General features: G+C 61.4%; 22 protein-coding genes. 14 read left to right on the top strand and 8 right to left on the bottom strand.

From position 1 onward, the window contains the following. The first annotated feature begins 16 nt into the window (after window positions 1-16). From BST47_RS06120 to BST47_RS06105, 4 genes are all read left to right on the top strand, one after another. Window positions 17-1,594 carry an FMN-binding glutamate synthase family protein gene (locus tag BST47_RS06120; protein ID WP_083124368.1) on the top strand — a complete coding sequence of 526 codons (1,578 nt, stop codon included), beginning with the start codon at window positions 17-19 and terminating at the stop codon, window positions 1,592-1,594. 49 nt (window positions 1,595-1,643) lie between these two features. Continuing rightward, complete coding sequence (locus tag BST47_RS06115) at window positions 1,644-2,417, top strand: esterase (RefSeq protein ID WP_083124366.1); 774 nt, start codon at window positions 1,644-1,646, stop codon at window positions 2,415-2,417. Window positions 2,418-2,468: 51 nt separating this feature from the next. Then, complete coding sequence (locus BST47_RS06110) at window positions 2,469-4,079, top strand: peptide chain release factor 3 (RefSeq protein ID WP_083124364.1); 1,611 nt, start codon at window positions 2,469-2,471, stop codon at window positions 4,077-4,079. Window positions 4,080-4,306: 227 nt separating this feature from the next. After that, a complete protein-coding gene (locus BST47_RS06105) occupies window positions 4,307-4,993 on the top strand; it encodes a sensor domain-containing protein (protein ID WP_083124362.1) in 687 nt (228 codons plus the stop codon). 6 nt (window positions 4,994-4,999) lie between these two features. Here the strand turns inward: BST47_RS06105 and BST47_RS06100 are convergent, their stop codons facing one another. The 3 genes from BST47_RS06100 to BST47_RS06090 are packed head-to-tail and all read right to left on the bottom strand — an operon-like array spanning window position 5,000 to window position 6,437. Then, the gene (locus BST47_RS06100) at window positions 5,000-5,410 is read right to left on the bottom strand and encodes a type II toxin-antitoxin system VapC family toxin (protein WP_107528880.1); all 411 of its coding nucleotides are present in this window, start codon (window positions 5,408-5,410) and stop codon (window positions 5,000-5,002) included. Next, window positions 5,407-5,664 carry a type II toxin-antitoxin system Phd/YefM family antitoxin gene (locus BST47_RS06095; RefSeq protein WP_083124360.1) on the bottom strand — a complete coding sequence of 86 codons (258 nt, stop codon included), beginning with the start codon at window positions 5,662-5,664 and terminating at the stop codon, window positions 5,407-5,409. The genes BST47_RS06100 and BST47_RS06095 overlap by 4 nt, the downstream gene beginning before the upstream one ends. A 47-nt stretch (window positions 5,665-5,711) precedes the next feature. Then, entirely contained in the window at window positions 5,712-6,437 is a 726-nt protein-coding gene (locus BST47_RS06090) for a hypothetical protein (RefSeq protein ID WP_083124358.1), read from the bottom strand. A 228-nt stretch (window positions 6,438-6,665) separates the two neighbouring features. On the opposite strand from BST47_RS06090, the gene BST47_RS06085 reads away from it, so the two are divergent. From BST47_RS06085 to BST47_RS06070, 3 genes are read left to right on the top strand one after another with little or no spacing between them, the layout of a single operon-like run. Then, a complete protein-coding gene (locus BST47_RS06085) occupies window positions 6,666-6,941 on the top strand; it encodes a hypothetical protein (RefSeq protein WP_083124356.1) in 276 nt (91 codons plus the stop codon). After that, a complete protein-coding gene (locus BST47_RS31000; protein WP_234809595.1) occupies window positions 6,938-9,049 on the top strand; it encodes a TNT domain-containing protein in 2,112 nt (703 codons plus the stop codon). The genes BST47_RS06085 and BST47_RS31000 overlap by 4 nt, the downstream gene beginning before the upstream one ends. Further along, window positions 9,049-9,531, top strand: coding sequence for an Imm61 family immunity protein (locus BST47_RS06070; RefSeq protein ID WP_083124354.1), 483 nt, complete (start codon window positions 9,049-9,051; stop codon window positions 9,529-9,531). The genes BST47_RS31000 and BST47_RS06070 overlap by 1 nt, the downstream gene beginning before the upstream one ends. 83 nt (window positions 9,532-9,614) lie before the next feature. Here BST47_RS06070 and BST47_RS30615 read toward each other — a convergent pair whose 3' ends face one another. The 4 genes from BST47_RS30615 to BST47_RS06050 all read right to left on the bottom strand — a co-directional run bounded on the left by BST47_RS30615 (window position 9,615) and on the right by BST47_RS06050 (window position 13,907). Further along, the gene (locus BST47_RS30615) at window positions 9,615-9,944 is read right to left on the bottom strand and encodes a hypothetical protein (RefSeq protein ID WP_165799747.1); all 330 of its coding nucleotides are present in this window, start codon (window positions 9,942-9,944) and stop codon (window positions 9,615-9,617) included. Window positions 9,945-10,043: 99 nt separating this feature from the next. Next, the gene (locus tag BST47_RS06060) at window positions 10,044-10,817 is read right to left on the bottom strand and encodes an amino acid ABC transporter ATP-binding protein (protein ID WP_083124352.1); all 774 of its coding nucleotides are present in this window, start codon (window positions 10,815-10,817) and stop codon (window positions 10,044-10,046) included. Further along, the gene (locus BST47_RS06055) at window positions 10,814-12,277 is read right to left on the bottom strand and encodes an amino acid ABC transporter substrate-binding protein/permease (protein ID WP_083124351.1); all 1,464 of its coding nucleotides are present in this window, start codon (window positions 12,275-12,277) and stop codon (window positions 10,814-10,816) included. The genes BST47_RS06060 and BST47_RS06055 overlap by 4 nt, the downstream gene beginning before the upstream one ends. A gap of 574 nt (window positions 12,278-12,851) precedes the next feature. Further along, window positions 12,852-13,907 carry an EcsC family protein gene (locus BST47_RS06050; RefSeq protein ID WP_083124349.1) on the bottom strand — a complete coding sequence of 352 codons (1,056 nt, stop codon included), beginning with the start codon at window positions 13,905-13,907 and terminating at the stop codon, window positions 12,852-12,854. Between the two features lie 595 nt (window positions 13,908-14,502). Between BST47_RS06050 and BST47_RS06040 the strand changes: the two genes are divergently transcribed. The 7 genes from BST47_RS06040 (at window position 14,503) to BST47_RS06010 (ending at window position 24,048) form a co-directional block, all read left to right on the top strand. Next, the gene (locus BST47_RS06040) at window positions 14,503-17,160 is read left to right on the top strand and encodes a Z1 domain-containing protein (protein ID WP_234809594.1); all 2,658 of its coding nucleotides are present in this window, start codon (window positions 14,503-14,505) and stop codon (window positions 17,158-17,160) included. Next, window positions 17,157-18,152 carry a PD-(D/E)XK motif protein gene (locus BST47_RS06035; protein ID WP_083124347.1) on the top strand — a complete coding sequence of 332 codons (996 nt, stop codon included), beginning with the start codon at window positions 17,157-17,159 and terminating at the stop codon, window positions 18,150-18,152. The genes BST47_RS06040 and BST47_RS06035 overlap by 4 nt, the downstream gene beginning before the upstream one ends. Beyond that, window positions 18,149-20,134 carry a hypothetical protein gene (locus BST47_RS06030; RefSeq protein ID WP_083124346.1) on the top strand — a complete coding sequence of 662 codons (1,986 nt, stop codon included), beginning with the start codon at window positions 18,149-18,151 and terminating at the stop codon, window positions 20,132-20,134. The genes BST47_RS06035 and BST47_RS06030 overlap by 4 nt, the downstream gene beginning before the upstream one ends. Window positions 20,135-20,217: 83 nt before the next feature. Further along, the gene (locus BST47_RS30995; protein WP_234809593.1) at window positions 20,218-21,024 is read left to right on the top strand and encodes a hypothetical protein; all 807 of its coding nucleotides are present in this window, start codon (window positions 20,218-20,220) and stop codon (window positions 21,022-21,024) included. Then, complete coding sequence (locus BST47_RS06020) at window positions 21,025-22,134, top strand: DUF6339 family protein (RefSeq protein ID WP_083124344.1); 1,110 nt, start codon at window positions 21,025-21,027, stop codon at window positions 22,132-22,134. A 201-nt stretch (window positions 22,135-22,335) separates the two neighbouring features. Further along, entirely contained in the window at window positions 22,336-22,740 is a 405-nt protein-coding gene (locus BST47_RS06015; RefSeq protein ID WP_083125075.1) for a very short patch repair endonuclease, read from the top strand. Between the two features lie 27 nt (window positions 22,741-22,767). Continuing rightward, a complete protein-coding gene (locus BST47_RS06010; protein ID WP_083124342.1) occupies window positions 22,768-24,048 on the top strand; it encodes an ATP-binding protein in 1,281 nt (426 codons plus the stop codon). On the opposite strand, the gene dcm is transcribed toward BST47_RS06010, so the two are convergent. After that, the gene (dcm, locus tag BST47_RS06005) at window positions 24,045-26,045 is read right to left on the bottom strand and encodes a DNA cytosine methyltransferase (protein ID WP_083124340.1); all 2,001 of its coding nucleotides are present in this window, start codon (window positions 26,043-26,045) and stop codon (window positions 24,045-24,047) included. The two genes, BST47_RS06010 and dcm, sit on opposite strands and share 4 nt — an antisense overlap. Between the last annotated feature and the right edge of the window lie 84 nt (window positions 26,046-26,129).

The following is a 26,129-nucleotide window of genomic DNA, read 5'->3' as shown; positions in this document are numbered from 1 at the left end:
CGGAAACACTGCCCGCATGGGCAGGGCTGTTCGCGCGCTCGCGGCCGCGGCCGCCTCGACGGTGGGGGCTGTCGTCGCGCGCGACCTGTTCCAGCGCAAGCACGCGCTGCTGCGCAACTATCCGCTGCTCGGACACGCTCGCTATCTGATCGAAGCGATCGGCCCCGAGCTTCGGCAGTACATCGTGGCGGCCAACGACGAGGAGCGCCCGTTCACTCGCGATCAGCGTCGCTGGGTGTACGCCTCGGCGAAGAAGGAGAACAACTACTTCGGCTTCGGCACGGACAACGATCTCGAGTACACCGCCGGCTACCCGGTGATCAAGCACCGCACGTTCAGCAGAGCCGACCCGCCGTCGGCGCCCAAGGCCGGGCACGAACTCGAGGTGCCCTGCGCCAAAGTGATGGGCGCAGCACGCAACCGCCCCAAGGCATTCCGGCCCAAGTCGATTGTGAACATTTCGGCAATGAGTTTCGGCTCGCTGTCAGGCAACGCGGTCGAGGCACTGAACCGCGGCGCGGCGCTGGCGGACTGTCTACACAACACCGGCGAGGGCGGCATTTCGCGATATCACCGGCACGGCGGCGAGCTCGTCTTCCAGATCGGCACAGCGTATTTCGGCTGCCGGGACGACGAGGGTCGTTTCGATCTCGACAAGCTCAAGGCCGTGGTGGCCGGCGCTCCGGTCCGTGCTCTCGAAATCAAGCTCAGTCAGGGCGCCAAGCCGAGCCTCGGCGGGCTGCTGCCCGCGCCGAAGGTGTCGGCCGAGATCGCCGAGGCGCGCGGGGTGCCGGAGGGCCGCGACTGCATCAGCCCGTCGCGACATGCGGAGTTCAGCGACACTGACAGCTTGCTGGACTGGGTTGAACTGCTCGCCGCCGAGACGGGTTTGCCGGTCGGGATCAAGTCGGCCGTCGGGGATCTCGAATTCTGGTGCGAGCTAACCGATCTCATGCGCGAGACCGGGCGCGGGGTCGACTTCGTGACCATCGACGGCGGCGAGGGCGGCACGGGCGCGGCGCCGATGATCTTCACCGACACCGTTTCGCTGCCCTTTCAACTCGGTTTCGCTCAGGTGTACCAAATCTTCGCCGAGCGGGGTCTGCATGAGCAGGTCGTCTTCATCGGTGGCGGCAAGCTCGGCCTGCCCGACAACGCGATCATCGGCTTCGCGCTCGGCTGCGACATGGTCAATGTCGCACGGGAGGCCATGCTGGCGATCGGCTGCATTCAAGCGCAGAAGTGCCACACCGACACGTGTCCCACCGGCGTCGCCACTCAAAACGCGTGGCTGGCCCGCGGCGTGGTGCCGGAGGTCAAGGCCGAGCGGATGGCGAACTACATCAAGACGCTGCGCCGTGATTTGGTTAAGGTGGCCGAGGCCTGCGGCGTGGAGCACCCCGGCCTGATCAGGACGGAGTCGGTGGACATCCTTCAGGGCCGGACTGGCTCGACCCCGCTGCATGAGGTCTACGGGTATGCGCGCGGGATGGGCCTTCCCTCGGCGGCCGACCGCGACGAGATCGTCGCGTTGATGACGGACCGCGAGCCGGAGGGTGGTTCGGCCCCGCCGTCGGCGTCTGCCGTCGGCTGACCCTGGTGATTGCAGTGACCGCTGATGTCGAGTGAGGCATGCTCCATACATGAAGAAGCGGCACCTGGTGATTGCGGTCGCGGTGATCCTCACTGTGGCGGCGTGCGACAGCTCCACCGAACCGGCGCCCTCGGAGGCCGTCACGACGCCGCCGACAACCTCGACGTCCGGGACGGCCACCACGTCCGCGGCGCCGACCGCCACGGCTGCGGGGTCCTCCGCGTGCACCGAGCTCGAGGGAACGGTCGGTGATGCCGGCCTCTGCACGGTCCACACCGAGACGCCCGACTACACGATCGACATGAGCTTCCCCGTCGACTACCCCGACCAGGACGCGGTGGAGGACGTCCTGACCGACCAACGCGACGAGTTCATCGACTTGGTCGAGGAGCAGCCAGCCCGCGATGTGCCCAAGGCGCTCGACATCAAGTCGCGGACATTCCGATCGGGTGCGCCGGGCTCGGGCACCGAAAGCCTGGTCTTCGAGGAGTACGTCAACTTCGGTGGCGCTCATCCGGTGACGAACTACGACGCCCTCAATTACGACCTCGGCAAGAAGGCGCCGATCACGTTCGACGAGTTGTTCAAACCAGAAGCCGACCCCGTCGCGATGCTCGACCGTCTCGTGGCGGCCGATTTGGAGAAGCAATTGCCGAGCGTGACCGTCGGTGACAACCCCATCGGCGCGCGGATGTACAAGAACTTCGCACTCACCGATGACGCGGTGCTGTTCTTCCTCAGCCAGGGGCAGTGGACCATCTCGGCCGCTGGCCCGCGAACGGTCTCGATACCCCGCACCGAGCTCGCATCGATCCTCGCCTGACCTGGCTCGATTAACGGTTTGCCCTCCGGGGCCAATACCATCGCGGGTGCTATGACCGAAAACGCCCTGGCCGCCGCGCCGCCCGCCGGCCGCATCTCCGCAGAGGCCGGCCGTCGGCGAACCTTCGCGGTCATCAGCCATCCCGACGCCGGCAAGTCCACGCTGACCGAGGCGCTGGCGCTGCACGCCCGGGCGATCACCGAAGCCGGCGCGGTTCACGGTAAGGCGGGCCGCCGCTCGACGGTGTCGGACTGGATGGACATGGAGAAGGCCAGGGGCATCTCGATCACCTCGACGGCGCTGCAGTTCCCGTATCGCGAGTGCGTCATCAATCTGCTCGACACCCCGGGCCACGCGGATTTCTCCGAGGACACCTACCGGGTGCTGACGGCGGTGGACTGCGCGGTGATGCTCATCGACGCGGCGAAGGGCCTCGAGCCGCAGACGTTGAAGTTGTTCCAGGTGTGTAAGCACCGAGGGATCCCGATCATCACGGTGATCAACAAGTGGGACCGGCCCGGGCGCCACGCGCTGGAATTGATCGACGAGATCCAGTCGCGGATCGGCTTGCGGCCCACTCCCCTGACGTGGCCGGTCGGCATCGCCGGAGATTTCAAGGGGGTGTTGGACCGCCGCACGGGTGGTTTTATCCGGTTTACCCGTACCGCCGGCGGTGCGACCGCGGCGCCGGAAGAACACATTGCGGCGGCCGACGCTTTCGCTGCTGCCGGCGTTGATTGGGAGACAGCGGTCGAGGAGTCCGAACTGCTGTCGATGGACGGCTCCGATTACGACCGTTCGACGTTCTTGGGCGGTGAGTCGACACCGACGCTATTCACCTCGGCGGCGTTGAACTTCGGGGTGAATCAGCTGCTCGATGTGCTCGCCGAGCTGGCGCCGGCGCCGAGCGGGGCAGCTTCGGTCGACGGGGCGCTTCGCGAGGTCGAATCTCCCTTCAGCGCTTTCGTTTTCAAGGTGCAGGCCGGGATGGACTCCTCGCATCGCGATCGCATCGCGTACGCGCGGGTGGTGTCGGGGACGTTCGAGCGTGGGGATGTGCTGACGCATGCCGCGACGGGGAAACCGTTCGTGACGAAGTACGCGCAGTCGGTGTTCGGTCAGCAGCGCGCGACGTTGGACACGGCGTGGCCCGGTGATGTGATCGGGTTGGCGAACGCGGCTGCGTTGCGGCCAGGTGACACGCTGTATGTCGATGTGCCCGTGCAGTATCCGCCGATACCGAGCTTCTCGCCCGAGCATTTCGCGGTGGCGCGCGGCGCAGATCCGAGTAAGCACAAGCAGTTTCGGCGCGGGATCGAGCAGCTGGAGCAGGAGGGTGTCGTTCAGGTGCTGCGCTCGGACCGTCGCGGGGAGCAGGCACCGGTGCTGGCCGCGGTCGGACCGATGCAGTTCGAGGTGGCGACCCACCGGATGGCCACGGAGATCGGTGCGCCGATTTCGTTGGAGTCGCTGCCGTATCAGGTTGCGCGGGTGGTGGATCCAGCGGACGCCGAGTTCATGAACCGGCAGGTGTCAGCGGAGGTGCTGACGCGCACGGACGGCGTCATGCTCGTGCTGTTCTCCACCCCGTGGCGACTGGAAGGGTTCCAACGGGACAATCCCGACGTGAAGTTGGGGTCGCTGGTGGCGGCGGAGGGTTAGGGCGCCGCGTTCTGCAGATTGCGCAACTGCAGCGTCACCGGACTCTCCTCGAGTGTTATTGCGCGCTGTGCTCGACCCGTTATCAAAAGCACTGTTCATCGTGACCAGGAAACACCGATCGACCTCGCTGAGGCCTCATCGGTGCTGCTGCATCATTTCCTCAGTGCGCGTTATAGGGGGATGACACGCGACGAATCGGTTGCGCACGCCTTGACGGGAGGGAACATATGCGCCGACCCACGGCCGCACTGGCGGTTGCAGTCATCTCCGTTCTGATCACCGGCTGCGTCAGCAATGTCGGCAACGCCGAGTCGGTGACCACCACCCGAACGATGATTCCGCGTCCGCTCGTCGAGCGTGAGTTGGTCAAGTTGCTGCTGCACCCCGAACAGGTGAACGTCGCGATGGGCACAGTCGGGATGACGATCACTAACACCCAGACCTCGATGTCCGACAACAGCGCCACCATGGCGCCTGCGGAATGCCTGGCCGTCGACGGCGCGGCGGAGGCGCCGGTGTATGCCGAGAGCGGCTTTCGGGCCGAGCGCGATCAGAGCCTCAACAACGGCGATGACTTCACGCACTATCTCAAGCAGGCGGTGGTGTTGTTTCCCACGGTGGAAATGGCCCGTGCGTTCCTGGATGCCTCCGCCCAGCAGTGGCAAGTTTGCAGCGAGTACATCCACACGCAGAGCGGGTCGCAGTGGTCGGTCGGGCCGATCTCCGTCGCGAACGACACGCTGAGAACCGTTGCGGCGCAACGCGACGCCGGTGCTCCCGGCTGGGCCTGTGGACGCGCACTGGCGCTGCGGAACAACGTCATCATCGACATCAACACGTGCAGCGCCAACCCTGGCGACTCGGCGGTGAGGATCGCCGACCAGATCGCCGCCAATGTCAGCGCGCAATGGTAGGCGGAATCAGACGTGGACTATTGCGAGACCCGCGACACCCTCGAGCGCGTCGAAGTCCCCATCCTGCGTGACGACGGGCAGCTGCTTAGCGGCTGCGATTGCCGCGATCCACAGGTCATTGACTCGGACCCGCCGGCCGGCCTCGGCCAGGTGGACTCGTAGCAGCGCCCGCATTTGAGCCGCATCCTCGTCGACCGGTAACGCGGTCATGTCGGCGACGGCATCCAACGTGCGGAGTCGACGTGCGCGGATCTCGGAGGTCTGCGCCGCGAGCACGCCCGCGTTCAGTTCGGCGAGGGTCACCACAGTCGTGGCGAGTTCCTCTGGAAGCAGCGATGTCTCGAGTTGGCGCCCGCTCTCGTTGGCGATGAAGACCGAGGTGTCGAGGATGCCGGCGGCGGGCTGATCGGTCGTCACAACTCGTCGAGTTCGTCGGTGGTTTCACCGGCGAGCTCCGCGAGGTCGTCGCGCAAACCGGGATCCGCCTGGCTGGTCTCGAGCCGCTTGACCAATTCACCCTTCGACACCCACCGCCGACGCCTGGGCTGCACCGCGGTGATCATCGCGACGGCTCGCCCATTCACCGTGATCGTCACCTCTTCGCCGGCTTGGACCCGACGAAGCACGCCGGCCGTGTCGTTTCGCAGTTCGCGGGAGGCGACCGTAGACATGCTACGACTGTAGCATTTATGTAGCACATAAGCCCCCGGGCCATGAGCTATGCCGCTGCTTGTCGGTCGTAGTATCCGTCGAGCAACGCCGACACGTTTCGCGATTGCCATGCACGGCCGTCAGGGGTGCGTTGACCCGACGAGTTCAGCACCCTCGCGGCCGCCGCACGAGTCACACCGCAACCGTCTACCAGCCAGCGCACATAGCCTAGGACGGCCTGGCTACGCTGGGCCCACTGCAAGCCCGCCTGCGGAAGCACTGGTGGCCAATCATTTTCGTGAGCGGCCGCCAGTGAAGCGTTGGCTGCCTGTTCGACGAACCTCTCAAGACTGTCCACCCCGGCGGCGGCCAGGGCCGCGCGATCGAGGTCGTCGACCGTCTGCACCTCACGCCGCAACGCGTAGTCAATTTCGTTCATACCGCCCGTGTCCGGCATCGGCCAGAGATCGTGGCCCACGAGCAGGTCGAGTCCATGCCGCTGCAGCACCAGACTCAGCCGGCGATAGTGCTGCTCGCGCCTCAGGTCCGCCATCGGCTCTGGCATCCATATCGGCAGCCGGAGCGAGATCGCCCGGGCCAGTGCGGCGACGACTCCTTCGACCTCGGTCAAGTCGTCGTGCGAGGCAGGCGCGCCCGCCGGGAATGCGAACATCGCGACGACGGTCGTCGATCGCAGCGCGGCGCGAGCCGTCAATTGTTCACAGCGGCGGACGGTTTCGTCGTCGCCGAGCACGATGACCACGGTTTCGGTGGCGTTGTGGGGTCGAATCATGACGAGCTCCCCTCAGCAGGTGAGATGCCGGGCCAGGCTGAGGCTGCGGCATCTGTTGACTTGATTCGACGCTATCGGCACCTACTGACAACTCAGGCCGTCGACGGCAGTCACCGCTCGGGAGACGCCGGACCCAGCCCGGCGCAGACCGCGGAAAACTTCTGCGCAGAGCTACAGCGCAGCTGAGTTAGTCTCGATTGCGGCGTGTGAGGCCGATGGGAGGTTGACGTGGGGAACGAACTGGAAGTGGATTCGGGCGATCTTCGGGCGGCAGCTGCCGGCAGTGACGCCGCGGCCGGGACGTTGGCGGGCGCGGCCGTGGGCGGCCCGACTGGCGCACAGTCCAGCGCTGCGGGCGTTGCGGCCCTGGATGCCGCAATCAGTGCGATGCGCGCTCGCCAGTCCGCGCGGGTGTCGGGCCAAGTCGACGACCTGACGGTGGCTGCGGCTCGCTACGACCACACCGACAGCGTTAACGCGGAAGAAGTTTCGGCGACGGTGTGAGTCCTGCCGGCGCGGCACTCGGGGTGCCGTCACGTTCGGAGATCGAGGAATGGTCGACCCGCGACCTCGATGCGGCGGCGGGACGGTGGCGCGCGTCCGCGACCCAGTCCGACGAAGCTTTCGCCCAGCATCGCGCGAACATCGTCAACACCGCCTGGGCGGGCGATGCCAAAGACGCCGCGCTGAACCGGGTGACCACCGATGCCGTCGTGGTCGCCAGCCAGACCGCCGTGCAACGTGCGGGCACTCAGATCGCCGAGGACGGGAGCCGCGACATTCAGGCGGCCAAGCGGGAAGCTCTGGGTGCTATCGCCGCGGCCGAGGCAGACGGGTTCGAGGTCGGCGAAGATCTGTCGGTTACCGATACCCGCGAGGTAGATGAGACCGAGATCGCTGCGCGGACGATGGCGGCGCGCGAGCACGCCGAGGACATCCGCTGGTTCGCCGAGCGACTTTCGCAAACGGATGAGTTCGTCGGTAAGCGTCTGCAGGACAAAGCTGTTGAGCTGGAGGGTATTCGGTTCGACGGTGAACGCGATGACCGGTCTGACAGCTCAGTCCAGCTGGTGGACAACAAGACCGGAACCGATACCGAGGACAACCCAGAAGGCACGAAGGAGGAGCAATCCGGCGACCGCACCTGGCAAGACATGCTGCTGCCACCAGAAGAACCAGACGGCCCCGACGCCGAGAGATCGAAGGGCGGGCCGGACGCGGCCGCAGGTGAGGACGCCGACCACGTCGACGACGGGCCGCCAAACCCACTGGACGCGTTGGCCGGAGAGGGATCGAGCGCCGACCCTGACACACCCGCCAACGTGGATGAGGCACTGTTCGGGCCCGGCGCCGCCACGCCGCCGAGCGTGCTGGATCGGCTGGCCGCCCAAGCACGCGGGGAAAAGACTCCCACCGACGCGCCCTACATGCGGTCCCCGTTGGAAGGCCCGATCGCTGCGGCGGACCCGGCGATCGTGGATCAACAGCTGGCGCGGGTGGAGACCGCCCAGCAAGCGGTGGCCGCCGCCCAGGCCGATCTGGATGCCGCCGCCGCGCAGACGGTGATGCAGGGGCCCGGCGCTGGTCCCGGTCGCGACGTCACCGAGCCGTTGACCCAGGCGCTGTTCGACGCTCGCGCTGACCTGACCACGCAGACCGAGATCCTCGAAAACCTCAATGAGGCCGCAGCCGAAACAGGGGGCCGGCGGGTCGATGTGCCTGCGCTTCCGCCCAACGCCGACGTGCAAGCGTTCCCCGCACCGCCCAGCGTGGCCGAGCAAGCCGCTGAAGGGCTCACAGAGTTCAGCCACGACATCAGCGAAAAGACATTCGGAATCGTGCCGGATGTCGCTGAGATCGCCGATGTGTACGCGAACTGGGGTGAGCACTCCGGAGCCGAGCAGCTCGGAGCCGTGCTCGACACCGCCGGCTCACTGCCTCTACCCGGTGCCAAGCCGCTCGGCGAAGCGCTGCAATATGGACTCGACGCCTTCACCGCGGGCCGCCACACCGATGACGTTGTACAGCCGGGCATTCCGCATGACGTCGTCGACGGTCCCGATGCGGGGCCGTCCCCGGACATCGATCACCCCTCCCCGCTCAGCGACGCGCCGGGTAGCCCGCAGGCCCACGCACCAGCGGCTGACATACCGCCTCCCCTACCACCAGACTCTCCGCTGTTCGACGGCTACGACCCGACACCTCCAGGCCCGGAGTTCACGAATGCTGATGGCAGGTTGACCTATCCCGACGACAGCTTGCCCGAGAAGCCATATGCGATACCCGGCACGGTCGTCGACAGCGCCCAGATACCGCAAGGTACTGTCATCGACCGCTTCGGCTATCCCAGCGGTGCCTACTTGTCGCCCGAGGGCGTCCCCTTCGCCGAACGCGCGTTACCGCCGGACAGCGCTTTCAAGCCGTATTACCAATATGTCGTAGACGACCCCTCGAAACTGCCGCCGGGATGGCGCATAGAACAATCACAAGCGGCGCCGTGGTTTCACCAACCCGGCGGTGGAACGCAATACCGAATCATTGCACCAGACGGAGACGAGGCTTCGGTTGATGCACTGGTCGAGTGGGGCTTCTTGAGAAGGGGAGGTAAGTAATGGTGGATTTCTCGCGCCTGTCCGCCAATTGGGTTGAATGGACAGGTCTCGCCCAAATGGGCAGTGTCGCGGTCTCCGAGGACTGCGAAGACTGCCAGATCGCCTTCCAATCGGACAACGAATCGTTTCACCTGCGACAAGAGGGCGACTGGTGGGTAGTCGATAAGATCGATGACCGCAATCAGCGGCGTAATAACTTGGCCAGATTTTCCACATTCGACCTAGTAGAAAAGTACCTCGTCTGGCGATGGTCGTCGATAACGCGTAGTGCTATCGGTGCGAAATCACTTGGCGCACAGCTTCAGTCTCTAGGTACGGCGCCAGGCGTTGAAATCATACCGACAGAACGAGAAGGTGCTGTTGAGCTACACGGATCCACTGGTTCGGCCATAGTACCTAGGTCAATCGCGACGATATTTTCTCACTTGCTATCGAAATCGATGGACGAGATTGAGCAGATGATCCATGAAGGTTTGCGCTAGCGGACGATCAGCGGATTGAGGCGATGGCAAAGTGGGGTCGGTGGTGGCTGCGGACGGGTCTGGTAGCGGCGGCGCGGGCGCGCTCAGCCTCCATCCGAGTCCGGCATGATCGCAACCGGATCTTCGCTCAGAGGTTCAATCACGATGCCGACGCGTTTCATCTGCTCAATTGACCGATTCGTATCCAGGACGCGCTTGACGTCTCCTTCAAGAATCATGTACGCGGCGCGGTTCATTCGCTCATAAAACTGCTTCATCGACTCCACGCTCCGAAAAACCGGCATGTACGGCACACCGTCACGCTCGAGCAAGAACAACTTCTGTTTACCGTCGTTGGTGTCGCCGAATGGCGTGGAGTAGTAAACCTTGGTCTCAGAGAGAGCTGGCTCGGGCTGCTGATTGAAATGACCCACGAAACCTCCTGTACAGCTGGCCGGTCGACCCGCGACCGGATGCGTCATGCAGCGCTTAACTCCATAGGTTGCGCACCGTTACGCTCTCCCAGTGCCCACCTACAACACCTTCGACAGAAACTCCTGCAGCCGTGGATGTTTGGGGTTGTCGAAGAGTTCAGCCGGCGGGGCGTCCTCGACGATGTTGCCGCCATCCATGAACAGCACCCGTGAGGCGACTTCCCGCGCGAATCCCATCTCGTGGGTGACGACGACCATCGTCATGCCGCCCGCGGCGAGTTCACGCAGCACCTCGAGCACGTCACCGACCATCTCGGGGTCCAGCGCACTAGTGGCTTCGTCGAACAACATGATTGACGGGTTCATCGCCAACGCTCTGGCGATCGCCACGCGCTGCTTCTGACCGCCCGACAACGTCGACGGCTTCACATGAGCCTTCTCCTTGAGCCCCACCTGCTCGAGAAGTTCGAGCGCCTTCTTCTCCGCGGCGGCCTTGTCCATCTTCTTGGTCAGCAGCGGCGCCATCATCACGTTGTCGATCACCGTCATGTGCGGGAAGAGGTTGAAGTGCTGGAACACCATACCGATGCGCTGACGGACCTTGTCGAGGTCGACCTTCTTGTCGGTCAGGTCGTACTCGTCGACCGTGACCGTGCCCTCGGTGATGTCCTCCAGCTTGTTCAGGCACCGCAGGAACGTCGACTTGCCCGATCCCGACGGGCCGATGACGCAGACCACCTCGCCCTTCCTGATCGTCGTGTCGATGCCCTTGAGCACCTCGAGATCGCCGAAGGACTTCTTGAGTCCCTCGATGCGGACCTTCACGGCCCCTTCGGGTTCGGCGACCGCAGCCTCCGGGACGAGCTGGCTCATTTGTTGATCCTCTTCTCGACGCGATCCGAGAGCTTTGTCAACGCCATGATGACGATGAAGTAGACGATGCCGATGATCAGCCACATCTGGAACGACTGGAAGTTGCGGGCGATGATGATCCGGCCCGTCTGGGTCAGCTCGGCGATCCCGATGACCGACAGGATCGAGGTGTCCTTCAAGGTGATGACGAATTGGTTGATGTAGGACGGGATCATCGTTCGGACCGCCTGCGGCAGAATCACTTTGCGCATCGTCGGCAGATATCCGACGCCCAAGCTGCGGGAGGCTTCCATCTGACCCTTGTCTACGGACAGGATGCCGCCGCGCACGATCTCGGTCATGTACGCGCCTGCGTTGAGCGAGAGGGTGATGATGCCCGCGGTGAAGGCTGACATCTCGAAGCCCAGCGCGGCGGGGATACCGAAGTAGATAAAGAACGCCTGCACGAGAAGCGGAGTGCCGCGGAAGATGTCGACGAAGGTGGTGCCGATCGCGCGCAGCCAGATCGACCGGGATACCCGCATCAGTCCGAAGATCACGCCGAGCACCAACGCGCACGCGATGGAGATGATCGTCAGGATGACGGTCATCTTCAGGCCTTCCATTAACAGCGGGAAGGTGCTCTTCAGCAGGCCGAAGAACGAGTTGTCCGCAGCGACAGCATCTTCGCCGAGGTAGGTGTCGAGCACTTCCTGGTAGCGGCCGGACTCTTTGAGGTTCTTCAGGCCGGCGTTGAACTTGGACAGGAGTTCGGCGTTTTGGCCCTTGTTGACCGCGAAGCCGTAGCTGGCCCCTTTCTCCTTGGGTGTCACGGTCTTGAGGCCGTTGCCCTGGGTGATGCCGTAGGCGAGGACGGGGTAGTCGTCGAAGACGGCGACGGAGTTGCCGGTCTTCACCTCGTCGTACATCGACGAGGAGTCGGCGAAGTAGACGGTCTCGAAGCCGTACTTGGCCTTGATGGATTCGGCGAACGTCGCGCCTTCGGTGCCGTTTTTCACGGCCACCCGCTGGCGCCGGAGGTCTTCGTAGTCGTTGATGTCGTTGTTGGTGTCCAGCACGGCCATTTGGACGCCGGACTCGAAGTACGGGTCGGAGAAGTCGAAGACCTTCTTGCGTTCGTCGGTGATGGACATGCCCGCGATGACGCCGTCGACCTGGTTTGCCTGCACCGCTTGCAGTGCGGCGTCGAAGCCCAGCGGCTTGATGTCGACCTGGAAGCCCTGGTCCTTGGCGATGTCGCGGAGAAGGTCCATGTCGATGCCAACGAATTCGCCGTCCTCGTCCTGGAATTCGAACGGCGCGAACGTGGTATCGGTGGCGATGACGTAGGTCTCGTCGTCCTGTGCGTGAGCGGGCGCAGGATTGAGCAGCCCGATGCTCAGGAACGCTATGAGGATTGCTGCAAACAGGACCGCCAATCGATGTGGGCCACTTCTGTCGGTCACGTACTCGGCTCGCATCGTCGCCTCCCAGCGTCAGCTGTTACGGAGAATTCACGCTAGTAGTCCTACGCTGTTCGCGCTGGGGATCCGGGATTGTTTTCGACGCAGAGCGGAGCGCGCTTTCATGGGCGGAACCGGTGTCAGTACAAGCGAATAAGCCTATAGGTCAGCGCAATGTTGGTTGTGTTCAATGCGTGGGTCAAGCGGAATGATTACCACTACATAGATGCTTCGGACGAGACGGACCCGGGCCAGTCGACGACTTAGAGGTGGACGGCGACGACTACCTCGCAGACGATGATTACGGCACCGTTTGGATTCCGGGACGATCGCAGTTCGAAACTAACGAGTAGAGCCTCGGGATCAGCTTGGCATGTCGCGCATGCTCGGAGGATTCTGAATGTGTTACGCCGCTATGTAACCAGAGGCACCTTTCAGGACCGAGCTAAGTAAGGCCTTGCATCCCTGTCCGGCGGACGGGGCCAGCGCCCGCGAGACCGCGGCGTGCGCTGCGGCTCTATAGGGTGTGGTTCGCAGCCGATACTATCCTGGCCACCAATTTCCATCCGGTGCGGTATTCGCGGTACGCGGGTTATTCTTGCTTCTCCGAGCCAACGTCTGGACTCCCTGCGAGCTCAGCTTCGAGTATCTCATCGACCAATGGCATATCTGTAAACTCAGCATCAACGACATTGGGTGCCCACATCTTCGGATCGAGGTTGTACTTCTCAGTGAGGAAGCGTAGGCGATAGGCGGACTGGGCTCGGTTGAATGTGTTCTGTGCCAGACGCGCGTTCAGACCTCCATTGATCACCGCGCCCGCGACCGGAACAATCTGAGCCAATTTCTTTTTCGTCAGGTTGAAGCCAAGTGAAGTCACCACTCGCTGAATGACGTTGACCATTTGGTGTCGTTGAAGCTGCTTCCAAGTGGCCCGACGCATCATGTCTTGTGTCAGACGGGAAAGCGCGGCCAACGAGGCCGCCTTCTCTGCCGCGTTGCCGGCCGATGAGTAGCTAAGTACACCAGTTGCGAAAACTTGTTCTTCTGGGTCGCGGACCTCATACCCATAGTGAGCGGCGACCAGCGCGACGATGCGCCCCATCCCGACCATCACAGCGGTTACGTCGACCACGATCGCTCCGGCCGCGACACCCAGAGTCGTGCCGCCCGAGACAGTAGAAGAAACAGTCGCGCCCGTGACGGCTAACGAGGTCGCCGCGCCCTGCCCCGCCGCGAGGGCGATGTACTTCTCCTTGCGCCTTGGGACTGACCGGTCACACAGTCTGAGGTCGAGTTCGCGGACCGCATCGTACGAACTCACGTCCACGCTGTCCGCGGCAAAAGTCGCGAAGATCACCGCGGGGCTAACCGAGTTCAAACCGCGCTCCACGAACGCTGCGTGCAGACCGGCCAGAGCTTTTTGTATTGACACATCGACGGCGTCGAGAGCCTTATCGGCGCGGGGCACGTTATCGACGAGATGATTCCGCGCCTTGGCGACGCCTACCTTGACCTGTGTCTTCGCCTCGCCGGTGAACCTAGCGAAGCGGCCAGATCCCGTCCCCTTGGCCATGACCTCATCTAGAAGCGCAGCCCATGCCTTTTGCTCGTAGTCGGACATTTCGGCTTGACGGCTGGCAACCATATGACGAGGTTACCCAGACCCTGTGACAGCGTAACCGGCATCGCCAACGTCAATCCCGCCGGATGATGCGGAGGCGCTATCCACTTTCGACAATTAGCGAGCATAGAGGACTTTCAGGTATCTCGGCATCTCCGCGACCCTCCTACGTGCATCGACAACCGCTCCTCTTTTGCCGACTTCCGCTACGCACGGTGCTAAGCCCGCTTAATATCGAGCAAACAACCAACCGCGCATGGAAGGTGCTCAAGGATCGATGGCTTTGATCACCGCCTTCCGTTTCAGGAACGACCGAACAGTTCATTTCAGGACGCAGGTGGAGTGCGGTTGGACCTACGACCGATCCGGGAATGAACCAAGGATTCTTCAACTGGAAACCTATGCATCCGACGGCACAACCAGCCAAGTGCTTCAGCTGGACAAATCGCGCGCTGAAGATCTGCTCGCAATCATCCGAGAGGTATTTCCTGACCTCGTCAGATGATTAGCGATTCGCAGCTCAATCTCTGTGCTGGCCTGTGCCCGCCCAGCCAGAAGAACCCGCGCCCGCCACAGGGCGGTCGTCAACATGGGCAGTTGATTAGAGGAGTGCGCCACTGTGACTGATCTTGACCAGCTGACGGCCGAAGACCCAGTGGTCCGCCAGCTCGCACGGATCATGCGAGACGGGCAGCCTTCGACGCTCGATGAGGCCGTCGCGGAGTTGTCTCAACTCGTCGACCCCGCCAGGGTCCAAGCGGCCGCGGCCCGGATCCGCGAACTAAATGAAATGATTCAACAGGCGCAGACGCCGACGAACGTCGTCGCCGGCAATATCGAGTCTTGGTATCCAGGACCCCGGGAAGAGGATCGAAACTGGTCTGCGCTGGTCGACATTCTTCGGACCGAGGGGTGGAACGACGAGATGCTTCACGACCTCAATCAGTCATCTACCAAGGTCGTGGCAAACCTGCCTAATCCTGCCGGCGAAGGCGAGTATCAGTGCCGCGGTCTCGTCTTGGGATACGTCCAAAGCGGCAAGACCACCAACTTCACCGCAGTCATCGCAAAGGCCGCCGACGCCGGATACCGGATGTTCATCGTGCTCTCGGGCATTCACGATGCCCTACGACAGCAGACCCAGGACCGCCTTAACGAACAACTCTGGGAGCCGTTGTCGGATAAGTGGCATCGCTTGACCAACGAGCAAGATTTCCGACCAACAGACAATGTAGATGCACTGCTGTCAACCCGCGATCAGAGGGTGCTGGCAGTAGTGAAAAAGAATGGCCCGCGGCTTCGAGCCCTCAAGAACTGGCTCTTCGCCGCGAGACCTGAGGTGCTCGCCGCCTGTCCCGTTCTGATAATCGACGATGAGGCGGACCAAGCGACTGTCAACACTTCCAAGCCCGACCGTCAACCGACCCGTATCAACGGTTTGATACGCAAAATTGTCAACGGGGTACCCAAATCCGCGTACGTCGGTTATACCGCAACACCTTTCGCTAACGTGCTGATCGACCCCAAAGACTACGAGGACCTGTACCCGCGGGATTTCATAGTTGATCTTCCCCGTCCGGGAGTTTATATAGGACCGGAAGCGATCTTCGGTCGCGAACCACTGAACTTCGACGACATTGACGTCGGCGACGACGGCAACAACTTCGTGCGGTCGGTGCCCGAAGACGAGATCGACGACCTTCGACCTAAAGGCGCCGCCAAACGCCACGTTTTCGAACCCCAGATAACCGAGAGCTTGGACGCGGCACTCAGATATTTCCTTATGAGCACCGCCGCTAGGCGGATCCGGCGCAAGGGCAACCGCCACGCGACCGCCCTTGTGCATTCATCGCAGCACATCGACGTACACGAACGAACTGCCGAACAGATCAAGGGTTATCTCAGGGCGTTGGCAACACGTCTCGCGCGCCGCGATCCGGATCTGTTAAGTGCGCTCGAACAACAGTGGCTCGCGGAATGCGAGTTGGTCCGTGCGGATGCTTTCGGCGTCGATCCGATTGACTGGACGGACATTAATGAGGTGTTACCAACGGTTGCCCAAGCGGCGGAGGTCATCACCGACAACTCCCGCAGCATTGAACGCCTGAACTTCGATGACGAGAATCCGAGAGTCATCATTGCTGTCGGTGGCAACACACTCTCCCGAGGACTGACACTCGAAGGCTTGGCCGTCTCCTTCTTCGTTCGTACCGCATCCGCGTACGACACACTTCTGCAAATGGGTAGGTGGTTCGGCTATCGAAATGGGTACGCGGACCTAACCCGCATATGGATGACCGACGAGATGCGTGAGTGGTTCCACCATCTCGCGACCGTTGAACAAGAGATCCGATACGACATTGAACGTCTCGAGGTCGAACACCTTACGCCCGAGGAGTTCGGAATTCGGATACGAACGCATCCCAAACTCGCCATCACCGCGGCGGCGAAAATGCAACATGCACGACGCGCACAGGTGTCCTACGCCGGCCGACGGTTGCAGACGATTCTATTTAACCATAAAGACCGGGACTGGCTATCGTCCAATATCGAAGCAGCACAACAACTCCTGCGATCAGCCGAAGATGCCGAACGCAAAACTAGAGGCGGCATAATCACACTCCGCGGCGTCGACAGCCAGCACGTCATCAGTTTTCTGTCGGCATACAATTTCCACGAAAACAGCCGCGATCTCGACGGTGAGCTAATCAGCCGATACATCCTCAGCCGCCGAGACGAGAACGAATTGCACAAGTTCAACATCGTTATCATGGGTCGCACCAGTGGCTCGGACTACCTCGGTGAAGTCGACCTTGGACTCCCAGAGAAAGTCGGGTGTATCAATCGCGCCAGGCTTGATGTAGTGGGCGGCCAAACATACGCAGATATCAAGGCATTGATGAGCCGCAATGATCGAGTAATCGATCTCGATCTGCCCGAGGGTGAGTTGACGGACAAGACTTCGAACGCCCGATTGGTTCAGCTGCGCAATGCCCCAGGGGGAGAGGGCGGAGGTTTCGGTGACGGATCCGGACTCCTCCTGCTCTACCCTGTCTCGAAAGACAGCAAACCGGTCCGCGGATCAGCGAGTACACGCGCCGCCCTAGGGGCCGTCACGCACGCAATTGGCGTCGGAATCGTCTTTCCCGAAAGTGGCTCTGCCAGAGCTGATGTCGAATACGTGACTGCGGATGTCGCTGCGATGACTGGAGTAGAGGTCGAAGCGCCCGACGACAACGACGTTCCGGATGAACCCGAGATCCAGGTGGCGCAATGATCGACGACATCAGAATCGCTTTCACTGCACTTCGTTCCCAGAATCCCCCACCGGGAACGGGTTTGGCCGTACTGCCGATCCTCGCGACCGAGAGAGTCTATGTCGGACTTGATGGGCAATCACGCCAGCACTTACTTCTGACCCACGAGAACGACACACCGCCGACGACCGATATTGCCACTCTAGCGGTATCAACACGCAACCTCATCATCAATAACGTCCGCCGCGACCTTGTCGATGTTGTTTGCCTATTCCCCTCCCTCGCCGAAGTCTTCGACTACTTTATCGTCGCCGTCATTGACAGATTAGAGCGCTTCGATGAAGGCCCCACAGAAGCGGTGGAGGCGGTGCTGCAGGAGTGGCGCCAATTCCTGACCGCATCACCAGGCCCACCCAGCCACGACAAGATCGCGACTCTGATAGGCGAATTGCTCCTTGTCGCGGATGCGGTCGATGTCGGTGGCGCAACGGCTTTTAATTCTTGGGTTGGGCCATCGGGCGCGCGGCATGATTTCAGGCAAGGCCCAGACGCGATCGAAGTCAAAACAACCAAGTCTCACACCGGCTACCGGATCACAGTTCACGGTGAGGATCAGCTGGTGCCGCCGGACGGTGGGCGGCTTCTCCTGCACCTCGTGCGGCTCGAATATGTTCCAGGCAGTGGATATTCAGTCGCATCGTTGGTCAATCATCTACTCAGCAGGGGAATCTCAGCGCAGAAGCTATTCAAGGCTCTTGCCGACGCGAAGATTCTCGCAACTGACCTACCGGCCACTGCTGATGTCACTTTCGAAGTTCGAGAACGAATTACCTTCCGGGTGGACGATGATATGCCACGCATCGTGCCCACGACATTCGTCGGAGGCAAACGCCCATCAGGGGTTCTCGACCTGAGCTACGTTGTCGACCTCCAGAGCCGAGTTAACGACGCCCTGACGCCGGCAGAATACAGTGACCTACTCGAAGTGATGGGATCGGGTGGAGCACAATGATCGCACTGGAGAGGTATTCCGAACCGTACAACGCCACGGGCGGATTGGCTGCCGTTGGAGTACTCAACCAACTGGGAAGGCCCGACACTGAGCCGTTGGAGGTTCTCGTCCGAGAAGCAGTTCAGAACTGCTGGGACGCGAAACGCCCGGATGTCAACAAGATTCGAATCGAGATCGGACGCCGCGTCCTCGACCCAGCGCAGGTTCGCGTTCTTCGGGAACGGATCCTCGTAGATCCGCCGCCAGGTCTTCGCCTCGCAGAAGAACTTGCGGACGGCATGCAGACGCTCTACATCGCCGACTTCGGAACCCACGGACTAGGAGGGCCCACCCGGGCAGATGGCCACGGGGAACCACGCGATTTCGTCGACTTTCTCAGAAACATCGGCCAACCGCCCGATAAGGAATTTGGTGGCGGTTCATTCGGCTACGGCAAAGCAGCGTTCTACATTGCGAGTCGGGCACAGACAATCATTGTTGACACGCTGTGCGACGCGGGGGGCGGTGAACTCGAGCGACGATTGCTCGCGTGCGGCCTCGGAGATACTTTTGACGTCGACGGCCGCCCGTACACTGGGCGTCACTGGTGGGGACGCATCAGCGAAGGTGTGCCAGAACCGCTCCTTGGCGAGGATGCCGCGCAGATTGCGCGCGAACTTGGTCTTCCCGAGCGCGATGGCGCTGACTCAATGGGCACCACAGTCGTTGTCGTTGCCCCTGCAGTCACCGTCCAAAGTTCGGACGGTATCGACGCCACCATGGACTTCATCGCAGAGGCATTGGCATGGAATTTCTGGCCACGCATGATCGACACACCGAGTGGTGCGCGGCGCTCGATGGAGTTTGGGGTCGTCGATAACGGTGCAGCGGTTCGGATTCCGAATCCCAGACACCATCCGCGACTCCGCGGATTCGTTGAGGCGATGGACGTAATGCGCCTTGAACCCGGGGATGAGGACGAACTGATTATCGACAAACCAATCAAGGCACTTCGGCCCGCGAAGACACTCGGACGATTGACGATCCAGAAGGGTCCGGTCGCCCCATCCGATTTGCCGGATCGTCCTGTTCCCCAGGGTGCGCGGATCACAGCCGCCTCCGTCCATCACATCGCACTAATGCGAACGCCAGAGTTGGTTGTCCGCTACCTGCCCGGTGCGACGCCGGTTATTGGCAAGATCGGTTATTCAGGCGTTTTCAAATGCGCACTCGATGTTGATGACATGTTCAAGGCTGCCGAGCCACCGACCCACGATGACTGGATTTATCGGTTCGTACACGATCCGCGTTGGCGGTCATTCGTAAAGATCGCACTCGAACGAGTGCAGACGTACTGCCGGAGTGCCGCTGGATACGACACCTCGCTGAAGACTGTTCATGAATCAGACGGTATCCCGTTGGGCGAGTTTGCTGATGCACTCGCCGCTCTCATGCCAGGCCATGAGGGACCCGGGGCTCGACGACCGTCGGCCGGAAAACGACCTGAACCGAAGCGCCGGCGTCGACGTGCGCCGGGAAGTCGCGACGCAGATCAGGTTGCTGCAGAGACTTGGGTTGATGGCAGGGACAATCCCACCGCATCAGGAAAGCGGCTAGGAGACAACGGATCCGAGGTAGCCGCTGGAAGCGCTTCCCATTCTCAGCGACCACCTCAGACTCGGCCTGGTGGCGACCCTTCACCGGCAATCGCTCCGGATGGCACACCAGTGGTGAAGTACCCGTTTGAGGTGCGTTCCCGGGGAAACCGTATCCGGCTCTCCGCAACTGTAGAGATCATGACAAATGACGGAGGCCAAGTTGAATCCGAGGCACCCGCGGGATACATCGCACCAAGTGTGCTGGCTTGGGTCGATCCCGCGGGCGAGCGTCATCCAACGATGGAGATCATGGCAGGTCCGGAGGGAGTCGATGGGCTCTGGACAGCGGAGGTTGAGCTCCGCGAAGAGATGATGCAATTGAACATCGAAGTAGAGACCGCATGAGGACCCCCGCGGCGACTCCATACCTCCTTCCCCCGGAAGGGGCGATGGCCGGGCTCCCTTGGTGCACCTCCGACGGGTCAGAAGTGGGCGACCGACTCGATCACTGGGATCCCTTTACAGATCTCGAACTGATCCGGACGGTAGAGGTTGACTTGGACGTAGTCCGCGAAGCCTGTTCGCTCGGGAGGGACGCATCTTTCGCGATCACTGCGGCATGGAGCAGCACCACAACGAGATTGGGCGGAAGTGGTCGTGTCGTCGAACTTGGGACCGAGGAAGGGGCCGTCCGGGTCACCTTGGAGCTTGCAATTCCGGGAGCCATGATTGGCGGCCGCCTCAATCTGGGTACTCGGCTTGTACTGCGAAGTACCGGCGACGATGCCTCACCGATTTCGCCGCGACGGCCCGGAACAATACTCTGGGTCGAAACTTCGCAGGTCGCGCTCGAAGGTGGTGCGTCACGATTTCCAATTACCGCGGTGGACTTTTCGCAAACTCTCCATTATCCCGACAATGCAGCATGGGCGCTCGATTGGAACCCTGACGATCTTGAGGCCCCAGTCCTGGGCGGCCTACGTTTGATCGTCAACTCCTGTCATGACGTACTTCCTGATCTCCTCCGATCCGGCAGTGCGGATTCGCGGACCCATGCCGTGCGCTCGTTTGTGATGTTCGACGTCGCCCGCGCTCTGGTTCTGGGGGCTCTCGGCAACGACCGGTTCGTCGAGAGTCCCGGCGCGTTTGAAGAGGATTCCGTCGGCCGTATGTTGTCCGACCTGATAGCGACATGTTGGCCGGGCGTGCCAGTGGCGACGCTGCGTTCGCGTAGCCTCGACGAATCTCCGCGCTTCAACGCCGAGTTGCAAGCGCGATTTGGAGTAATCGGTTAGATGATCGTCCTTCCTCGCCTCGCCAGGGAGCCCGCGCTTCAGCTCCTCACATCTTTGCCGGTCTCAGATATCCGGCTACTCGCTGCGGCGATGCCCGACATGAGCCAATCGGTGACGTATACGCCCGTCGGCGGCACGAGAATCTCAGACAGCGAGCTCCACGCCCTGCGAGATGAGATCCTCGCGTTGGCTCGTGAATACGGCATGCCGTCCTCGATACAGAACCCGTCGGAGTTTGAAGGCCGCGCTGCCCGCTTACTCCGTCAACGCTTGGATATCAGTCCCAATGAGGCTTCGCACGAGGAGGTATGGACCTATCTGACCTGTTGCTGGCTTCTCGATGTCGCCGTGTGGCGGTTCGGCGCCCAAGCGGACCGCAGGCGTTTTGTCGGCAACATCAACCGCAACACTTTCCGACGCTTGTGGTGGCGTGCAGAAGTTTTAGGACCGGAGATAGAACTTACTCAGCTCGGAGAAGACGAACTGGTCAACATCATGGAGCGGCCTACGATTGCCGCTGACCTGCGTCTAGCACGCGGCGTGGCCCGAGAGTTCCTGTCACGGGTCGACCGCGGCGCGGCGGAATCCCGCATGCAATTAATGCGTGAGGCCATGAAGCGGCTACTCCGGCTTACGCCCATGGTCTCTTTTGCTGCGCTCGATGACAACGAGCTGAATTCGACGATTGAGGAAATTTTCAACGCAGCTGCGGCCGGCTTGTCGGACCAGCCAGCGGAGACCGCCGGGCGACACCGTGCGCAGGATGACGCCCTGCGGACGACACCGCTCGTTGCGCTGGAGCCCAGCGAGGGCGTCGTGCGAATTCCACGAGTGACGATTGGCGATATAGCCTTCCCGCCGAGGCCAGCCACTGACGCGGTCGTCGATCAAGATTTCGAAGGCGCAGCCGCGAAAGCTCTGCAGATTGCGCGAACGACAGGTCGTGTCACAAATACGAACCTTCGCGAGATGGTTTCGATCACCTCGGGTGAGGCGCGAGATGTGCTTCAGGCTTTGGTACGGGATGGTGCCTTAGCACGACGCGGCGTCCGCCGAGGAACTTACTACGTATTGGCTGAAGCGTCGTCTGAGGAAGGCACACAGGCTTGACTCTTTCGTATCAGATGAGGTTTTCTTGCTTGGGCTCGACTATGTTGAATACTTCGTTGACCTGCAATTTCGCGCGGCGCATCGCGTCGGCTAACGCCGCTGTCAGAGGGTTCTAGGAAGATCGCTACCGTGAGTAACGCTGCGCGCCGCCGAACGGGACGACGTACCCCTGCACCGCTGAATGAGGTGGTCCGCAGTCAGATGAGCGCGATGCCCACGCAGGGAACGGGCACCGAATTGGCGCTCAGGCGCGCGCTGCATCACATCGGCCTACGGTTCCGCGTCCAAGACCGATCTCTACCAGGAAGACCGGACGTCGTTCTTACTCGTGCGCGTATCGCCGTATTCGTCGATGGGTGCTTCTGGCACAAGTGTCCTTTGCACGGCACCGCGCCAAAGAACAACGGCGAGTGGTGGCTGGCGAAGTTGAACGAGAACGTCGCTCGCGACCGCCGAAACGACGACAAACTGCTGGATCTGGGATGGGTTCCTGTTCACGTCTGGGAGCACGAGGATCCCGTGGAGTCTGCCGAGACAATCAAGACGCTATGGCGGGAGAGGAACGACCAACCGGCGGGGCACCGACAATCGACAGGACGCAGGTGAGATGGTGATCGAGACGAAAGTGAGATTGTGGTGGCACAACGCACGGCTTGCGTAACACCGTCCGCTGCGCGGCTGACGGACTCGCTTCGCGATATTGGCTACGACTTCAGTTCCGCCATTGCGGACTTAGTCGATAACAGCATCACTGCCCGTGCAACCCAGGTGGATATATTCATCGAATTCGAGGGCGAAGATTCGCGTGTGTTCATAGCCGACAACGGCGAAGGGATGACCACAAATGGCCTTACAGAGGCCATGCGCTTCGGTAGCCGACGGAGCTACGGCCGTGGCGACTTGGGAAGGTATGGCCTCGGCCTGAAGACAGCATCGCTGTCACAGGGCCGAGCGTTCACAGTTGTCACACGTCGAGCGACTGGCAGACAAGTCATTCAAACTCGTCAACTCGATTTGGATCTGGTCGCTGAGTTTGACGACTGGCTGATCATTGACCCTGAACGTACGTCGACGATCCAGCGAGCACGGAATCTGCTCCAGGACGGCCAGGGAACAGTCGTCATCTGGGAGAAGCTCGACCGAGTCGTACCCGCCAAGAACGCAACCGGCGGATGGGCGCGGCGGCGTTTTGAGACCCTCGCTGAGAAGACCGCCGAGCACCTCGCAATGGTCTTTCACCGTTTCCTCGCCGGCGAATCCGGCACTGAGACCGTCGCGATCACTGTCAACGGGTCCAAAATTCTTCCTTGGGATCCCTTCGCCCGCAACGAAAAAGCCACACTGGAACTTTCGGAGGAAGTTTTCGAGATTCAGCATGGCGAAGCCGCAGGCATAGTTAGACTACGTCGTTTCGTTCTACCTGGTCGCGACCAATTCAGTTCCCATAACGCGTTCGAGCGCCTTTCTGGTCCACTCAAGTGGAATCGACAGCAAGGGCTGTACACGTATCGAGCGCACCGCCTAATTCAGTGGGGTGGGTGGGCGGGGGTCCGGGGCATCGATGAGCACACCAAGCTCGCAAGGGCGAGTGTCGATTTCGATACCGACTTGGACGCCGCGTTCAACATCAATGTCGCGAAGATGCGCGTAGCGTTGCCTGCGCAGTTGCGACAGATGATTGAGCGGCCCATCAACGAGATGTGTGCCACTGCGGATGACCGTTATCGTAAGTCCTCCAACAGCAAGCCTCCTGTGGAGGGCCGTGGGGGTGGAGGTGACATCACGGCCAGCGCAGAGCTCGGACTGGCGTTGAAGGCGGCAGCGATTCAAGCCGACGAATACGCAGCCTTCAAGAAGATCGCCAAAATATTACGGAAAGATGATCCGAATATTGCTACAGCGCTGGGGATCTAGGCCTCGCCACCTGCTAATTCAATATCGCTAAGTCCGTCGCGTGCGCAGTGTTTGACGAGCGGACATTGATCGCACAGTGGTATCTCTGGCCGGCAGATGCTGTTCGCGATTTCTATCAGCGCGAGGTGTGCTTCGCGCGATATTGGGCCGAATCCAATCATGCGGGCGACCGCTAGCCTGCCGTCCGTCATCTTGTTCTTGCGGTCCGCCGTGTTGGCTTGAAACCGCCTGGCCACACGGAGGATGCCTTTCGTGACGAGAACGGGCTCACCCGACATCATTTCATCGTCGGCTGAAGCAGTTGCGTCGACTTCCACAGATAGCTCAGCAAGATCGGCGACCCCGTCAGTCAGTCCGGTTGCTTTCTTGATCTCTTCAGCGGAGCCAGCGAGCGCCCTCGTGTCGAAATTCAGTCGCTCGGCGAGAGCAACTACTTTCTCTGCGCGCGCTCGACGGCCGACACCGGCCGCTAGGTCAATCAGCTGTTCAGCCACCTCACCGCCTGCGCTAGAGTTCAGCGCTGCCGGATGCGCGCAGTTTTTCTCAAGGAAGCGCCACATCGTTTTTGAAACAGACGGCGACGCTCTATCCAGCAGTATTTCGCCGATGATCGACTCCCACCGTGTCTTCGCCCGAAGCCACGGCATCGAAACAGTCTTCGACCGCCGAGCCATCCACTTGGAAAGTAGCTTCGCGGTTTCGCGGGTACTTATGCTCGCAGGATGCCCTGAGTCGAGTGAAGCAAGCACAGCACGACCAAGGACAAATCCGAGCTGCGGTGGAACGGCATTTCCTATCTGACGGAACGCCGCCGACGGAGGTCCGTCAAAACGAAAGTCATCTGGGAACGTCTGCAACCGTGCCGCTTCGCGCACTGTAAGTGTCCTGCTCTGGCGCGGATGGATGTACCAGTAACCATCTTTCGCGATGTGGGCAGTGATGGTCCTCGACAAGTCATTCTCGTTCAACCGGTTGTACTTGTCGTCGAAAATGTCGCCTCGGTAACGCTGATGCTCTTGGTCCAAGTCGGTGTACTTCGTCGCGTGAGTCATCCGCTCGAATGCTTGCCGATCGTCTTCTCTGACGGGTCGAGTAATGTGGTCAAACACCTTGGCGGCGTCGGAATTTCTCACTTTCGAACGCATTTCGCGTTGATACTCGGTGATCGGGCCTGAATAATCGGCCCAACCATGTTCACCGCCCTCTGGTCTCCAGCCGCCCTCCACTTCTGGAAGGTCGCCAATAGCGTTCCAGACGGTTACCTTTCGTGCTGACTCCGCGGGCCATGTGAACTTGATATTGTCCCGCAGCGCGATTAGCACGAGGCGCTGACGGAACTGCGGGACCCCGTAACGCCAAGTATCAACGACGCGTTCTTCAACGCTGTAGTCGACTTGCTCCAGCGCTTCCACCACGCTGCGAAGGATGAACATCTCACGGTCCAGCGCCATATCGGGAACGTTTTCCATCACGACGGCCTTCGGGCGCACGTTCTGGACTATCTCCAAAAAGGAGCGCCACAAGTCTCGACGCTCGTCGCGCGGTTCGCGGAGCCCGGTCTCAACTCGGTGCCTAATCATCGAACGGCCGGCCCGCGAGAACGGCTGGCAGGGGGGGCCTCCGGCGATTAATTCGACGCCCGCTTGAGTGCAGAGGTCAGATACGCGAGCTATCGCCTCGGGATCCGACAGATCCCAATCAACGGACAGCCCTCCAAAATGATGGGCGTGCGTGCGGATCGCGAAAGGCTCATGATCGGCGCCCAGCACGACTCGGAAGCCGGCTCGTTCCAAGCCCAAACTCAAGCCGCCGGCGCCGCTAAAGAAGTCAGCGGCTAGCCGCGCCCCATCGGATTTCATCCGAGCTGCGAACGCCAGGAACTCAGCCGAGTCTTCGGTGTGTTCGCGGTGCGGCGGAAGATTGACGAACGGACCTCGTACAAGCTTGACGCCGTAGCTCTGAGCTTTTCGCAACTTTGCTGACGGGGCCGTGGTCACATCGTCACGATATCCCTAGCGGACGACAGTTTCGCGAAAGCGACGCTGTGTCAGATCGCTGATCCCAGCGGACTGCTCACATGG

Origin of the sequence: Mycolicibacterium tusciae (assembly GCF_002086795.1) — a bacterium.
Taxonomy (GTDB): domain Bacteria; phylum Actinomycetota; class Actinomycetes; order Mycobacteriales; family Mycobacteriaceae; genus Mycobacterium; species Mycobacterium tusciae.
Note: the sequence above shows the minus strand (reverse complement) of the source record. Positions and strands in the feature narration are given on the sequence as shown.

Excerpts from the sequence above, each read along its gene's own strand:
- BST47_RS06120 (WP_083124368.1), top strand. The coding sequence starts at position 17 with ATGGGCAGGGCTGTTCGCGCGCTCGCGGCCGCGGCCGCCTCGACGGTG.
- BST47_RS06115 (WP_083124366.1), top strand. The coding sequence starts at position 1,644 with ATGAAGAAGCGGCACCTGGTGATTGCGGTCGCGGTGATCCTCACTGTG.
- BST47_RS06110 (WP_083124364.1), top strand. The coding sequence starts at position 2,469 with ATGACCGAAAACGCCCTGGCCGCCGCGCCGCCCGCCGGCCGCATCTCC.
- BST47_RS06105 (WP_083124362.1), top strand. The coding sequence starts at position 4,307 with ATGCGCCGACCCACGGCCGCACTGGCGGTTGCAGTCATCTCCGTTCTG.
- BST47_RS06095 (WP_083124360.1), bottom strand. The coding sequence starts at position 5,664 with ATGTCTACGGTCGCCTCCCGCGAACTGCGAAACGACACGGCCGGCGTG.
- BST47_RS06090 (WP_083124358.1), bottom strand. The coding sequence starts at position 6,437 with ATGATTCGACCCCACAACGCCACCGAAACCGTGGTCATCGTGCTCGGC.
- BST47_RS06070 (WP_083124354.1), top strand. The coding sequence starts at position 9,049 with ATGGTGGATTTCTCGCGCCTGTCCGCCAATTGGGTTGAATGGACAGGT.
- BST47_RS06060 (WP_083124352.1), bottom strand. The coding sequence starts at position 10,817 with ATGAGCCAGCTCGTCCCGGAGGCTGCGGTCGCCGAACCCGAAGGGGCC.
- BST47_RS06055 (WP_083124351.1), bottom strand. The coding sequence starts at position 12,277 with ATGCGAGCCGAGTACGTGACCGACAGAAGTGGCCCACATCGATTGGCG.
- BST47_RS06050 (WP_083124349.1), bottom strand. The coding sequence starts at position 13,907 with ATGGTTGCCAGCCGTCAAGCCGAAATGTCCGACTACGAGCAAAAGGCA.
- BST47_RS06035 (WP_083124347.1), top strand. The coding sequence starts at position 17,157 with ATGATCGACGACATCAGAATCGCTTTCACTGCACTTCGTTCCCAGAAT.
- BST47_RS06030 (WP_083124346.1), top strand. The coding sequence starts at position 18,149 with ATGATCGCACTGGAGAGGTATTCCGAACCGTACAACGCCACGGGCGGA.
- BST47_RS06020 (WP_083124344.1), top strand. The coding sequence starts at position 21,025 with ATGATCGTCCTTCCTCGCCTCGCCAGGGAGCCCGCGCTTCAGCTCCTC.
- BST47_RS06015 (WP_083125075.1), top strand. The coding sequence starts at position 22,336 with ATGAGCGCGATGCCCACGCAGGGAACGGGCACCGAATTGGCGCTCAGG.